Below are 14,537 nucleotides of genomic sequence, written 5' to 3'. Positions count from 1 at the left end.
CCGCTTTCAGGATCACGTCTCCTGGCCATGCTGTGCGGCGTACGCGCCATTCAGATATCCCTCAGCGCAACGATCAAGCTCGCCGCGTATGACCTGCATCGCGCCGGCCTGGACTCCGCCCAGCATGTCAGCGCAGTCCAGCAACAAGCGCCGCATGTCCGCGTCGAAAGCACCGCCTAGCGCCATCTCACGCAAATGACGCGCGTCTGTGCCGCGCCCGGCGACAGCGCTGGCGTCGGGCAGGATCAAATCCGCCGCGGCGACCAGACGAATGTCCTCGTATAGCTTGCGCGACGACCCCGCGTAAATCACGCGGTTGCCATAGCGCTGCGCGAACCTCGCGAACGCGGCGCTTCGCAGCGCCCAGGCACTGCCATGCAGGACGAAACACAACGACGAAATCAGCCCAAGCCGCTCCAGATCGGCGAGTCGGGAAGGATCGTCTTCGTCCTTGAGGCTTTCCAGCGCCGAGGTGACCAGTACGGCATGGCGCCCAAGGCCCAGCGCTTCGCGTACCCGCGTGCGCTGCGCGCGCGTGAAGTGTCCACGCCACGACCCGAGCGGCGCTATCGTGGCGCAATCCCCGGCCTTTCCGCCTAAATGATATGATTCGCAATCCATACTATTTTAAGGATCATTTTCAGGTCATCGATATCGAGGGCGTCGTCCTCGCAATTCGCCAGTTCCGCCAGCGACAGGGACAGACTGTGAAAATGTGGCGTTGAGGGCGAAACGATCGGCCAGTTGCGCATCAGGAACGTGAGCGGAATCACGCTGCGCCGCTCGCACCACCGCTCGAACAGCGCGCCGCACAACTGCTCGACCTCTGCCGCCATGCGCATGTGCCGCCTCATGTACGCATCCATGAACGGCTCCCTCCCGCAGCGGTCGATCAGCGCATGAACAGGTTCAGGTCGAACACGTAGTCCGGCAACGCTGAAACCTGCGGATTGCTCAGATTCAGCCGGGTGATGTCGCCGTTCATGAGCGTGCTATGGAACGTAATCCGCGAAATGAACGGACGAACCTGACCATCGACCCGCACCTGGTTCTCGTAGTCCATGGTCGAGGACTTGAACTTCTTGCCCGACACCGTGTAGTACTCCGCCATGACGCCCAGCAAGCGCTTTTTCGACACCCAGTATTTGATGCGGTCATAGGTAGTCTTGTCGCTTTTCGCCTTGAGGTCGAACACGTAGCAGTCTTCGCCGTCAATGGTTTCGTCGGCCAGTTGCGTGGCCTCGTAATCTTCCGCGTAGTTGGTCGAAGCGATATCGCCGTATGCCGCATCGCCCAGCAGTTTCTGCCGCTGCGAAATCGGCACGGGCTTCGACAGACCGGGCTTGTAGAACCACATGCTCGAACTCAGCATCAACAGTTTCTGGCCGCGATACTTTGGCGGCGCGAGCGACAATCCCGATACATCGAAGCCGCGCGCCTTGATTTCGTACGACATGTTGTCGAGCACTTCATTGTTTTCCATCGACTGAACGCTTACCTGCCAGGACACGCCCGCTACATTGCCGCGCGCCTCGTCGGCGGCCTTGAGGATTTCGTGCGGCGTAAGCGACGCGTGCGCGGCAGCGGCCACCGCGAGACCGGCCAATAGCCCGGCGACACCGAACATGCGCTTCATGGTCCTTCTCCTCGTTAAAGGGTTTCGGCGCGGCATCTGATTCACGCATAACCAAGCGCGCTCACGATCACCATGCGCGCGGCCTTGCGCGCAGGCATCAGCGACGCGACCAGCGACAGCGCCAGCAGCGCCAGCACGCTGTAAATCCAGTAGTGCGGCACGAAATAGATCTGCAGCGGCACTTCGCGGCTGATCTGCGGAGGCACCCAGGTGGGCTGCAGACCAGCGACTGCCCACAGCACGCCGACGTTCAGCAAGGCCCCGAGCAGCGCGCCAAAAATGCCCAGCATCAAACTCTCCAGCGCAAACAGCCCGACGATGCCGCGCCGGCGCACGCCCAACGCGCGCAGCGTGCCAATCTCCCGGGTGCGCTCCATGATCGCCATCGTCACGGTGTTGACGATACTCATCACGACGATCGTGAAGACGATCAGGAAGGTAATGAGAAAGATCACGTCAAACATCTTCTTGACCTTTGTGTAGAACGGCGAAAGCTCGCTCCACGTCTTGACGTCGACCGCAAGGCCGGCTGCTTCGAACTCGCGGGTGAGTTCCGATTGCATGAAGACGGTCTGGGCGTCGTTGCGCAAAAGAATGGTGAGACGATCGACATCGGTGGTGTCGTAGAGGCTTTGCGCAAACTTGAGCGGCACCGCGGCAAACGAGTTCTCAAGCGCCTCGTCGGGCGCATCGATCAACTGCACGATCTGTGCATCGAGCGCGTTGATCTGCCCCGAGACGGTCGGCGACATTGCCACCGCCCCCGACCCCAGATTCAGGTTCAATTGCTGCGCGAGACCATGCGTAATGCCGATGCCGTAATCCAGTTGATCGGACAAAGGCTTGCCATCGTAGAGTTTCGCGCGCCCCATGATTCCCACCGCGTGGCTCGCGATGGCCTGAATATCGCCGGGTACGCGCCCTGGCGCGAAGAATATCGTCGACACTTTGCCATTACTCAGTAGTCCGGATATCTGAAGCTGGGGCGTCACCACCAGCACTTCCGGATGACGGGCGAGAATCTCGCGCATCTTCTTCACATCGGCTTGCGAAAGCAGATAACGGGTCGGCTCCAGCTTGCCGTGCAACAGAAACCCTTGCTTGAATACCGTGAGATGGCCATTCGCCTCGGCGTAGATATAGCTGTCCTTGAGGCTCTGGAAGATATATTGCGTGAAACCGCCGAGTGTATTGACAGCGAGAAAACCCATGCCAATCGCGAGTATCGTGAAGAACGACCGGCGGCCGTTACGCCATAGATTGCGCAGCGCGAGCTTGAGCCAGGTTGTCATCACACTCTCCCCGTCATCGAATAGTTGACCGTTCCGTAGTTGCGGCTTTCGACGCGCGGCGCCTCGCTGCAGTCGTGGCTGCAGTCCTCGATCAGCGCCCCATCACGCATCATGATGCGGCGATCGACTCGCCCGAGAAGGCGTTCGTCGTGGGTGGAAAATACGAAAGTCGTGCCTTCGCGCTCGCCGATGCTGCGCATCAGATCAATGATGCGATGCGCGTTGTGCGAGTCGAGGTTGGCGGTCGGTTCATCGGCCACCACGAGTCGCGGGTTGGCGATCAGCGCCCGCGCGATCGCCACGCGCTGCTGCTGGCCGCCCGACAACTTCGACGGGCGATGCGAGGCGAACTCGGCCAGCCCCACATCGGCGAGCCGTCGTTCTGCCGCCTCCACGCATGCGCGCGACGCGCGGCGGCCAACCTGAAGCGGCAACATCACGTTCTCCAGCGCCGAAAGCACCGGCAACAGATTGAAGCCCTGAAATACGAAGCCGATCTTGCGGTTGCGTGCCTGACTGCGCGCGTCGTCGCTGAGCGTGGCGGCGTCCTGGCCTTCAAACAGCACCGTCCCTGCGCTAGGCGTGTCGAGCAGACCAATCAAGTTGCACAGCGTGGACTTTCCCGAGCCGGACGGCCCCCACGCAGCGACGAATTCGCCAGCCTGGATCGTGACATCGACGCCCTTGAGCGCGGTGATCTGCGACTCGCCAAGCTGATAGCGCTTGACGACCTGGCGCAACTCCACAAGCGGTTCGCTGGCCTGAGTCATGGCGAGTACGGTCATTGTGAGGCTCCTTGTTCAATACGCTCTGGCAGGGGTTATGCGTCAGCGTTCTGTCTGCAGACGGCAACGATCATTGCGTTGACGGGCCACGTAGTGACCCGCGCCTCTCGCCCGCTGTCACGATCGCTCATCCGCAATGCGCCAGCGGCATCGAGCGCCACGGCCTCGAAGCGATGCGGCCCGGATGCCGCGCCAGTACCGAGGCACTTGCCGAACGCTTCCTTGGCGCACCAGAGCCGCGTGATACAGACGTCACGCTGCGCCACGCCGTCCAGCAAGGCAAGCTCGAACGCGGTGGCCATCGCGCGCACGAAGCCGTCGTCGCGGCTCGCGACCGGTTCGATATCGACCCCAACGGGGCGGCTCTGCACGACCGCCACGGCCTCGGCGCAACTGTGCGCGATGGAAAGTGAAGGCGCGACAGGGTCGGGCCAGTGCGTCACGAAAGGTTTGCCATGCGCATCGTTGCCAATGCCAAACGCCGCCGGATGCAATGCGCGATTGCTGCATGCAGTGCCCGCGCTGGTTGCGCTGCCCGCACTGGCGGCGCCTTGCGTGCGCCAGGCGCGCAGCGCGTCCTTCGCCGCGATGCGCCCGAGCAGCCATGACTTCTGCCGTCCCGGTTCCCCATGCTTGCCCCCGTGGTGCGGCAATCGCCCGAACACCGCCATTTCATCCGATGTCAGGTAATGCCGCGCGAGCAGTTCCAGATCGAATCCCGTGAGGCACGCTTTCGTCACGCGTCGTGCGACGGCGTCCGCATCCGCGGCCCCTGGCGGCAATTCGAGGTCGTCGCTGAGCAGATAACGCGCCGGTTCGCGGCGAAACTCCACCAGCTTGCGATCCCATTGAAAACGCCACGATCGCCATTCCTTCACGCGCAGCCAGACGCCGCCTTGTCCGTCCTCGATCTCCACGTCGGCGGCCAGCATCTTGCCTGTGCCGCTCGTCACCTTGACGCGCATCGGCACACGCGTACCCGGCGCGGGCGTTGGGCGATAGAACTCCATCTTGCCCAGCCCGATTGGAAACACCACCCCGCCTTGCTGCGAAGTCCAGACGGCCATCGCCTGCCCCACCGCGTCGAGCAGCGCGGGATCGGTCAGCAGTTGCGGCTGCGAAGTCGAGCGCAGCAGTTTCGCCGGGGAATTCACCAGCAGATCGGCATGCACGCCATGTTCTCCCACGCTGATTTCGCCGGTCAGCCGCTGGAATAGCGGGCCGTGAAATAGCGCGCGCTCTTCATAAATGCGCCCCGCTGAAATCCTGGTTTTGGCGCGAGGCATGTCGAACTGCATGCCAAGGTCCTTCTGATAGCGCGAACTGAACAGCACCGTCGCGCTGATCGACGGTTTCGTTTCGCCGCTCGCATAGACTTCCACATCGATGCGGCAGATCGCGCGCGCGGGATCGACGCCGCGAATGCGTCCTTCGACCCGCAGCGCGAGTGCGTCGGTATCGGCCAGCGCGATCCAGCGCGCCGCGGATACCTGCTCGAATCCAATCAGGCCATAGCCTGGAGCCAGGCAGGCGGCGGCCTCGGCCATGATTTCCAGGCTCACTGTCATCGGCACCACGGGAAAGCAGGCCGAAAGCGGCTTGACGTCATTCGCGTGCACGAAATGATGGTCGGCGAGATACAGGTCCTCGTCGAGCGAAAGCCGATGCTCGACCGTCACGGCGACGCCCGGCTCATAGTGCGCCACCTCGCCGACAAACGGCAGGACGCGCGCGGGCTTCGCCGGCGCCTGCACACTCGCGATGGCTTCATCGCCGGTGAGTTCCGCTGCCGCGCGCACCTCGTGCAGGCGCGCGATGATGGGCATGCCGTCGTCGTGGTGGTTGAGCATCAGACTTTCTCCATCACTAGGCCGGTCACGGTCATGCCGGGACCGAAGCCCAGCGACACGACGCGCGTGCCCGGCGCAATCGCCTTCTCTTCGACAATGCGTTTGAGGATGTAGGGAATCGTCGCCGAGGTCATGTTGCCGTTATCGCGGAACACTTCCTTGCTGATGCCGACGTAATCGTCGCGCAGCCCCAGCTCGTCCTGCACGTGCTCGACGATGCGCGGCCCGCCTGGATGAATCGCAAACACGATGCTGTGCTTTTCGCGCTCGAAATCGATGCCGGCGCTTTGCAGCAACGAAATCACGAAACGCCGCACATGCTGCTTGATCACGATGGGCACGCGGATCGTGAGCGTCATCTGGAACTGATGCGGAGCCGGCACCTCGGTCATTTCGTCGGCCGAATCGGGCAGCAGATGTTCGTCGAATGCAAGCACGCGCAAGCCGCGCAAACCGTGCGAGCGCACGTATTCGTCCGAGCAGACCGAGTATTTGATGAAGCCGTCGCCGAACAAGGTCATGGCCACGATGTTCTGCGCGCTGCCGTCTTCGAGGTTGTGATGCGCCGAGAGCAATTCCGTATGCACGACATCGACGCGCTGCTTGGGCGGCGTGACGCCGAAATGCGACGACGAAAGAAAGCCATGCGCCATGCGGATCGCCGGAAACGCGCCGTAGCAACCCATGTGATAGCTGTGCGTGACGGTGGTGTCGAACCATTCCTTGTGCGCCACCATGCGCTCAACCGGGCTCGGCGAAAGATAGCCGGTGCTGGTCACGTGAATCATGTCGTCCGGGGCCTCGGCAATGCCGTCATACATTTCGGCGAGACAGTCGCCCACGACTTTCGCGTAACTTTCGTGACGTTCGCGAATATTCGCGCCCTTCGGGTCTTTCAGATCGGGCGAATGCAGGCGCAGATGGCGATGCTCGGGTGCCGGGTCCGCCAGCACGAGTTCGCCATCGACAAAACGGATGTCGCGCAGACGCGGAAAGAACACCAGTTGCCGGCGGCGGATCTGGTCGGGCGTCACGGCGTAGCGCGAAAACTTCTCCCTGAAATCGCGCACGGTCTGCCGGATATGGTCGCGGGCCTGGATATCGTGGGTACGGCAAAATCCCATGGCGAGCGCATATGAACTCACTTCCAGCGTAATGCGCTGGGCGACGGGCTTGGCGACCTGGGCGGGCCAGAAGTTCGCGAGGACGGGCTTGGCGAAAGTATTCATTTGAGCGTGCTCCCCTGAAGAGTCTGACGATGGTCGGGACGCGCCTGGCCAAGCCGCAGCGAGGCGATCTGCTGGATACTCGAAGCAATGACGAGTTCGGGTGTGCCACTCGCGCCGCGCTCCAGTTCCGTCATGAAGTGCCGGCGTCCCAGTTCGACAGGAATGGGACGAATCGAGCGCGACGCATAAAGACGGCGCAATTCGTCGCTCACCATGCCCGCGTCCCACGGCCCCCAGTTGATCGAAAGCGCATGCACGTGCGGCCAGATGTGGCACATCCGGTCGGCAAGCTTGTTGAGCACCTCGTTGGCCGCGCTATAGTCGGACTGGCCCACATTGCCGAAGCGCCCCGTCACGGACGAGAAGAACACGATGAACTTCAGCTGCTCCGGGCGCAGCCGGCGTTCGAGCACGAGCGCCGGCGTCACCTTGGTATCGAACACGGTGTCGAAGGCTTCGAGCGGCTTGTCCGCGATCAGCTTGTCGCTGATCACCCCGGCGCCATGCAGGACGCCATCGATACGCCCGTATCGCGCGTAAATATCATCGATTAGCTGTTCGAACGACTGCTCGTCGCGTACGTCCAGACTGCGATATTCGAGCGTTGCTCCCGCTGCGCGCATTGCGGCGAGATTCGCGCGAATCTCGCGATTGCGCAGGATACGCGTGTAGATGCGGTCGATTTCCGCGGGCGTGACCTTGTCCTCACGCGCACGCCGCTCGCGGATCAGTGCCTGCTTGAGCGCGATGGGGTTGTCGATCTGCGCAGTCGCCGGATCTTCGTCGCCCGGCAACGGACTGCGTCCCACGAGTATCAGTCTGGGACGGTAACGCTCGGCCAGCGCGCGGGTCACGTCTGCCGTGATACCGCACGCGCCGCCCGTGACGAGCACGACCGCGTCCGCTTCCAGTGTGAGTCGCGAGAGATCCTGACGCGCGACGCCGTTACGCCGCAAATCGAGCAGCCAGCGCCCTTGCGCCGTATACCCCACTTCCACGCCGGGGCGGCCGCTGCGAATCTCGTCGATCACCTGCGACGCCTGAAGCGCATGGTCGAGTGCGGGATCGACGTCCACGCACTTGACCTTCACGCCCGACCATTCGCGCGCCGCCGACTTCGCCACGCCCAGCACGCCCGCGCGGCCCGCTTCGAAGGCGCGCGAACGGCTCAGGCCGAATTGCCCGTCGAATGCCGTCACGTTGACGATCCATGCGCCGCCGTGCACCCGCGCCTTCAGATCGCCTTCGAAGGCCTTGAGCAGCAGAAACAGCGCTCGCGCATCGTGGCGATCCGCACAGGCGGGATCGGCGGCCGCGCCCATCAGGTTGATGAGCGCGACGGGCGGCGCCGTGCATGCTGCGGTCACCAGCTCACGCAGTTTTCGCACGCTCTCCAGCGACGAGAAATCTACTTCGTAATGCTGATTATCCAGGACGCGCGTATGCTGGCCAGGCGCGAGACGTTGCACGCGCGCAGCGTGCCCGCAAAGCTGCCCGGCGAAGGCGTCGGCCAGCTGCCCGACGCCCACGATCAGCACATCGGCCTGCGCAAACGGATTCCCGGACTCGCCCTCCCCTTCGAGTCCGGCAGCGACGGCCTGCACGGCATAACATTGCACCGGGTCGCTGTGCGCGAGTTCGCCATCGGACTCCACCGCTTCATTGAACGAAGTCGGTGGAGCCAAGGCTTTTTTTGACGCATGCCCTCCCGCGACCGCGCTCCCTTCGACCGCAACCACGCCCGCGCCCGGCCCCCCCGCCATGCTCGCGTACCACGCGACGATCTCATTGAGCGATTTCAGACCGGAAAGCGCCTCGATCACGGCCTCCTCGTCGCGATCGCCAAGCAGGTTGAATTTCGTCGTCAGGTTGCTGAAGATCTCCACCCGTTTGATCGAGTCGATGCCGAGGTCGGCTTCCATGTGTGCGTCGGGGTCGAGCATATCGAGGGGATATCCCGTGCGCTCCGAAACGGCTTGCAGCAGGTGCGCCCGGAACGCTTCGGTCGACGCGGGGTTCGCCGCCCCCGGGAGCCCGGGGACGACGGCGATCACATCGGGGGCTTCGATCGGGGCGCCCGAAGCGACGGAAGCGACGGAAGCGACGGAAGCAACCGAAGCGACGCGCTGCGACACAACCGCAGGCGCCGATGACGCAGCAGCCATCACCACGTCCGTGATCTGCTGCGGCAGGACCGGTGTGGGCGGTGCGGCATCCAGCGTCGTCGGCAATGCCGCCGGTTGCGGCGCCAGCGCAGCCGGCTGGGGCGTCGTGACAGCAACGGCCACGGACGCCGCCAGCGGCGCGGCGGTGGCCAGCGCAGGCACGGCGTGGGCCGCCACGAGCGGCGCGGCGGCATAGGGCGACTCCGCTGCAAGCGGATCGGCGAGCGCCTGGGGTTGGCGCGGCGTCGCCACGAGTTGCGCCTGAAAGTCGAGGAAGTGCCGCAGACTGCGTTGCTGCTCGAATTGCAGTTCGAGCAGCCGGCTCACGCCGAACTGGATCTGCGCGAACTCCGTCTCCGAACAGCGCCCGGCCGACGGCGGCGCGGCGCGTCCCATGCCGGCAGCCCCTTCGCCGGGTAAGTTCTCCATTTTCATCGTAGTTCTCCTGTCGCTGAGGTTGGAGGTCGAAAGAGGCAGCGCGGGAGCCGCGACTGGTACTGAAGAGACGATGGCCGGCGCCGGATCGGCAGCGGCAGGTTTCGTAAGCGGCGCAGGCGCGGGCGGCGCGGCGGCAGCCGCTGTGCGCGCCTCGGGCGGCGACGCGAGCGCACTGACGTCGATCGCAACCGGCTGGCGACGGCTCGCGGCGCGCGGCTGCGGCGCATGCCACGGCTGCGCGCGCGCCGCATTCACGCGCCAGATGAGTGGCCCGGGTGCGTCGCGCGCTACGGCATCGGCGAAGACTTCATCGACACTCAAGTCTTTCAGGCCGCGATGCGCAAACCAGGCGTCGAGGCGCACCAGCAAGCCGAGCACCTGCGCCTGCGCGAGCAACTGCGCGAGTTGCAGACCACCGGGACGGCCGGGCGCGTCGAGGCCAAGCGTGGCGTGTCTGCGCTCGCCCAGAATCCGATCGACCAGCCCGCCCAGCACGAGACCGGGCCCGCACTCGATAAATACGCGCGCGCCCGCGCGGTAAAGCGCCTCGATCTGCTCGGTGAAGCGCACCGGTTCCGCAATATGCCGCGCGAGCAGCGCACGCACCGCCTCGCCCGATTGCGCATAGGCCTCGCCCGTCGTGTTGCTGTACACCGCCATGCGCGGCGCGCTGAATTCCACGCCCGCCAGTTCTGCCGCGAGTGCGTCACGCGGTCCAGCCATCAGAGCGCAGTGAAACGCCGCGCTCACCGGCAGCTTCTTCACGCGCAGGCCGGCATCCGCGAAGACCGTCATGGCCGCGTCGATGGCCTCGACGGTGCCGGAAACAATCGTCTGATCCGGCGCGTTGAAGTTCGCCACGCCCACATCGAGCCCGTGCTGGCCAATCATTTCGGCGACCCGCGCGCCGTCGGCTTCGAGCGCGGCCATCGCCCCCGCGGGCGCATTCGCCGAGAGCGCGCCGCGCAGCTTGGAGAGCTGGATGAGCGATTCGAACGACAGCGCGCCGGCCGCGCAAAGCGCGACGTACTCACCGTAGCTGTGTCCCGCGAGGTAATCGGGCTGCAAACCAAAGCGCGTCAGCACCGCGAAGGCCGCCATGCCCGTCATGCCCAGCGCCGGCTGCGCGATTGTCGTGTCGTTGAGCGCCTCCTGCTGCGCGTCGCGCTCGGCGTCGCTGAACGCGGGCACGGGAAAGATGTGCGCAGCGATGGGCCGCGTGGGCGCCCCGTTTAGATCCGCCGGTCCCTCGTCGAACCAGCGCTGCAGCTCCGGCATGGCAGTCACGAGGTCGCGCAGCATATTCACACGCTGCGAACCCTGCCCCGGAAACAGGAAGCACACGCCGCCCGGCGCTTCCTTGCGTTCACTGTAGAAAAGCGACGGCGGCGCGTTGATATCGGCGTGATCGGGCAACAGTTCGAGCGCGCGCCGCAGCTTCTGCCGCAGTTCCGCCACCGACGCGGCCAGCACCACCAGCCGGCAGGCGTGGGAGCCGTTCACACGCTTGACCGCCGCTTGCTCGCGGTAGAGCGACCACGCCAATTGCGCGAGGTCGATCGACTGGCTGCGCTCCAGCGCGAGCACCATCTGGCTTGCCGCCTTCTCGATCGCGGCACGCGTCGGCCCGGCAAAGGCGAAGATTTCCACATCGCGCGGATTGAGGTCCAGCGCATCCGATGCGCGGAAGCTGCCCGTGTACTCGGCCAGCACGGTATGAAAGTTCGTCCCGCCAAAGCCGAACGCACTTACGCCGCAATAACGCGTCTGCGCCTGTCTCGCGCGCAGCCACGGCCGGGTCTGGGTATTCACATAAAACGGCGAAGTGGCGAAGTCGATCCCGCTCGCCGGTTTGTCGACGCCGATCGTCGGCGGCAGCACGCGATGGCGCAGCGCAAGCGCGGCCTTGATGAGGCCGGCCATGCCCGCCGCCACTTTCGTATGGCCGATCATCGACTTGACCGAGCCGACCGCGCATGCCTGCGTGCCCATCGACGCCCCGCCGAAAGCGAGGTTTAGCGCGGCGATCTCCGACTTGTCGCCCAGCGCGGTGCCGGTGCCATGCGCCTCGATCAGGGTCACCGCGCCAGGATCGACGCCCGCTTCCGCATAGGCCCGCTTGAGCGCCTGCACCTGGGCGGGCGGATGCGGGGCGGTAAGACTGCGATTGCGCCCGTCGCTGGAACTGCCGATGCCTTTGATCACCGCATAGATGCGGTCACCGTCGCGCTCGGCGTCGGCGACACGCTTGAGCACCACGGCGCCGACGCCTTCGCTGATGGCGATGCCGTCCGCGCCATCGTCGAACGGACGCGAGCGTCCGCGCGGCGAGAGTGCATAGGTCTGCGCGAAACACATGAAACCCAACGGGCCGTTGGTGCCGTCTACGCCGCCCACCAGCGCGACGTCGGCGTCATGGCTGCGCAACTGCCGGATACCGGCATCGAGCGCGGCGAGCGAAGACGCGCAGGCCGCATCGACGGTGAAATTCGCGCCGCCCAGATCGAACCGGTTTGCCACGCGCCCCGCAATCACATTCCCGAGAATGCCGGGGAACGTGTCCTCGGTCCACCTGGGCAGCACGTCGTCGTAGATCTGCGCGAGAAGCTGCTCGCGCGCCGCATCGGACAGGCCCGGCACCTTGTGCAGATAATGCGGCAGCAGCGCGCGGAAGTTGAAGATCGTGCCGAGATCGTTCATGCCGCCCACGGCGAAGATCGTCGCGGTGCGCTCGCGCGGGAAGCCGCGCCGGTCGAACCCCGCGTCTTCGAGCGCCAGGCGCGAGACTTCGAGCGCGAGCAACTGCACCGGCTCGATCGACGCGACACTCGCGGGCGCGATGCCGTAGCGCTGCGGATCGAAGGCGATATCGTCGAGAAAGCCGCCCCATCGGGAGTAGATCTTGTCGGGCGTGCCGCGCTTCGGGTCGAACAGATCGGCCACGCGCCAGCGGTCGTCAGTCACTTCGCGAATCGCATCGACGCCGCGCAGAATGTTCTGCCAGTATTCGCGCATATTTTGCGCGCCGGGAAACAGGCACGCCATGCCAACGATCGCGATGTCCTCGCGCCGCGTGCGCCCCGGTAGCGACAGCGGCCGCGCGCGGCGGCGCAACAGCGCTTCGCTGCCCGCCGATACGTTTTCGTGCAGCTCGGCCACGCTGCATGTGCTGCTGCGCAGACGCGCAACTTCGCCGAGCATGTAGATGCCCTCGTTGCGCTGCGTCGCTTCGTCGACTTCCACATAGCCATCCTCGCCTTGCGCGAGTTCCGCATCGCTACGATGCGCGATGCCTTTGGCCGCGATGCGCAGGCGCCCGATATTCATCATTTCGAGCTTCATCAGCGTGTCTTCGTCGGAGCTTGCGGCAAGGATAAGATCGCGGCGGACCTTGTCGAATTCATCGCAGAACGGTGTCTGCGCGCAACGCGTATAGACACCGACGCCGGACTGCAGCAGCGCGGTCTTTTCGCACGCCACGGCCTGACGCTGAAACTCCTCGACGATGGCGCCCTGTGAGACGATTTCATGCGTGAACAGATAGGCAGTGCCCATTAGCACGCCGACCTTCATGCCGCGCGCCACCAGCGGCGCGGCCACCGCGCTGACCATCGCCGCCGAGAGCGCGTCGTGCACGCCGCCTGCGAACAACACCTGGATGGCTTCGCAATCCTTAATATCAGCGCTCAGCAGTATGTCGGTTGCCGATTCCCACAGGATGAAGCTGGTTCGTGGGCCCGTATGACCGCCGCACTCACTGCCTTCAAACACAAAACGCCGCGCGCCATCGGCGAGAAAACCGCGCAACAGACCGGGCGACGGCACATGCAGATAGGTCACCGTGCCCGCTTCGTCCAGTTCGCGCGCCTGGCTGGGCCGACCGCCCGCGATGATCGCGAACGGCGGCTTGAATTCGCGGACCACTTCCATTTGAGCCTGGCGCATCTCCAGCGGTAAAAAACCGAGAATGCCGACGCCCCACGGCCGCGCGCCAATCTGCTCGACGGTGCGCTCCAGCACTGCACGCACCTGCTTGCCGCGCAGCACCGCGAGCGCGAGAAACGGCAACGCACCGCCCTCGGCCACCGCCGCCGCGAATGCGCCGACGTCGCTCACACGAGTCATCGGCCCCTGCGCGATCGGATAACGCGTGCCGTGCCGTTGCGCCAGCGCCGCGTCTGGCGCGAGCGGCAGCTGCGCGGCAGCCTGTTCGATCGACAGCGCCGCCTGCTCGCGCAGCGCGGTGATCATGCGCCCCACGGTGCCGAAACGTTCGGCAAAACCCGCCGCGAACGCGATGTCCTGGCCGAGCGCAATCAGTCCATCGTCGCCGTGCATGCGCGAGGCGAGCGACGCCTGCCAGCTTTCACCCTTGGCGACGGCCACTTCGAGTTCGCGCAACTGGGCGCGCCCCGAGCGGGCGAAGAAACGATAGAGCGTGTCGCCACTGCCGATCACGGTCGTCTCGCTGCCGTCCAGCTTCGACCACTGCAAGCGCTGTGAGGGCGTGTGAAACGGCCCTTCCTCGGCGAGCCAGAGCGGCTCGCCCACCACCACGCCAGCCGCCCCGGCGAGCGCCGCAGCCGCAACCGTATGCAGGCCGATGCCGCCCTGAATCCACCACGGTATGTCGAGTTGCCCGCTGAATTCCTGCAGCAGAATAAACGACGCATGCGCGCTCACGCGGCCGCCAGCCTCGTGGCCCTTGACGATCACGCCGTCGAAACCCGCCTCTTGCGCCACTTTCGCGCCGCGCAGATCCTGCACTTCCAGCATCACTGTGGCGGCCAGTTCGCGCGCCGCATGGGCAACGCGCGCCGCGTCGTCCGCAGCGAGGCCCGCGAGCACGAGCAGCGGCACGGGCAATGCGTCGCCAAGCAACGCTGACAATTGCGCGAAACCGCCGGATGCGTCCATGCAGGCATCCCAGCGCACGCCCCACGACGCAGACGGCGCGATTCCGTTCCTGAGGCGATCGAGCGCCGCAGCGATCTCGGCGCGCGCGCCGCCGATACCCACATCGAGCACCCCGGTCGCGCCAGCGCGGCAGGCCGCTATGGCGATTTCCGGTGTGAGCCAGCAGGACGGCGTGAGCGCCATCACTTCGATCGATTTTTGTCGGGCCGTTCTCATCGAAGCCAC

At 65.0% G+C, this 14,537-nt stretch carries 9 protein-coding genes; 1 reads left to right on the top strand and 8 read right to left on the bottom strand.

The genetic code is table 11. The features are described from left to right. Window positions 1-12: 12 nt before the first annotated feature. The gene (locus F4827_RS17200; protein ID WP_184123822.1) at window positions 13-393 is read right to left on the bottom strand and encodes a hypothetical protein; all 381 of its coding nucleotides are present in this window, start codon (window positions 391-393) and stop codon (window positions 13-15) included. Here F4827_RS17200 and F4827_RS17195 point away from each other — a divergent pair. Further along, window positions 376-600, top strand: a complete 225-nt coding sequence (locus F4827_RS17195) for a hypothetical protein (RefSeq protein WP_184123820.1) — start codon at window positions 376-378, stop codon at window positions 598-600. The two genes, F4827_RS17200 and F4827_RS17195, sit on opposite strands and share 18 nt — an antisense overlap. Here the strand turns inward: F4827_RS17195 and F4827_RS17190 are convergent. From F4827_RS17190 to F4827_RS17160, 7 genes are read right to left on the bottom strand one after another with little or no spacing between them, the layout of a single operon-like run. Then, a complete protein-coding gene (locus tag F4827_RS17190; protein ID WP_183725229.1) occupies window positions 597-866 on the bottom strand; it encodes a hypothetical protein in 270 nt (89 codons plus the stop codon). The two genes, F4827_RS17195 and F4827_RS17190, sit on opposite strands and share 4 nt — an antisense overlap. 26 nt (window positions 867-892) lie before the next feature. Next, window positions 893-1,636 carry an outer membrane lipoprotein-sorting protein gene (locus F4827_RS17185; RefSeq protein WP_183725227.1) on the bottom strand — a complete coding sequence of 248 codons (744 nt, stop codon included), beginning with the start codon at window positions 1,634-1,636 and terminating at the stop codon, window positions 893-895. Window positions 1,637-1,677: 41 nt separating this feature from the next. Then, a complete protein-coding gene (locus F4827_RS17180; RefSeq protein ID WP_183725225.1) occupies window positions 1,678-2,928 on the bottom strand; it encodes an ABC transporter permease in 1,251 nt (416 codons plus the stop codon). Continuing rightward, window positions 2,928-3,713, bottom strand: coding sequence for an ABC transporter ATP-binding protein (locus tag F4827_RS17175; protein WP_260175252.1), 786 nt, complete (start codon window positions 3,711-3,713; stop codon window positions 2,928-2,930). The genes F4827_RS17180 and F4827_RS17175 overlap by 1 nt, the downstream gene beginning before the upstream one ends. Before the next feature lie 35 nt (window positions 3,714-3,748). Next, entirely contained in the window at window positions 3,749-5,563 is a 1,815-nt protein-coding gene (locus F4827_RS17170; RefSeq protein ID WP_183725223.1) for a polyketide synthase dehydratase domain-containing protein, read from the bottom strand. After that, window positions 5,563-6,792 (bottom strand): 3-oxoacyl-[acyl-carrier-protein] synthase III C-terminal domain-containing protein, encoded by a 1,230-nt coding sequence (locus F4827_RS17165; RefSeq protein ID WP_183725222.1) that lies wholly within the window; start codon window positions 6,790-6,792, stop codon window positions 5,563-5,565. Before F4827_RS17165 ends, F4827_RS17170 begins: the two co-directional genes overlap by 1 nt. After that, window positions 6,789-14,528: a type I polyketide synthase gene (locus F4827_RS17160; RefSeq protein WP_183725220.1), complete on the bottom strand. Its 7,740-nt coding sequence runs from the start codon at window positions 14,526-14,528 to the stop codon at window positions 6,789-6,791. Before F4827_RS17160 ends, F4827_RS17165 begins: the two co-directional genes overlap by 4 nt. Window positions 14,529-14,537: the final 9 nt, after the last annotated feature.

This window comes from Paraburkholderia bannensis (assembly GCF_014200455.1).
In the GTDB taxonomy this organism is placed as follows: domain Bacteria; phylum Pseudomonadota; class Gammaproteobacteria; order Burkholderiales; family Burkholderiaceae; genus Paraburkholderia; species Paraburkholderia bannensis_A.
Note: the sequence above shows the minus strand (reverse complement) of the source record. Positions and strands in the feature narration are given on the sequence as shown.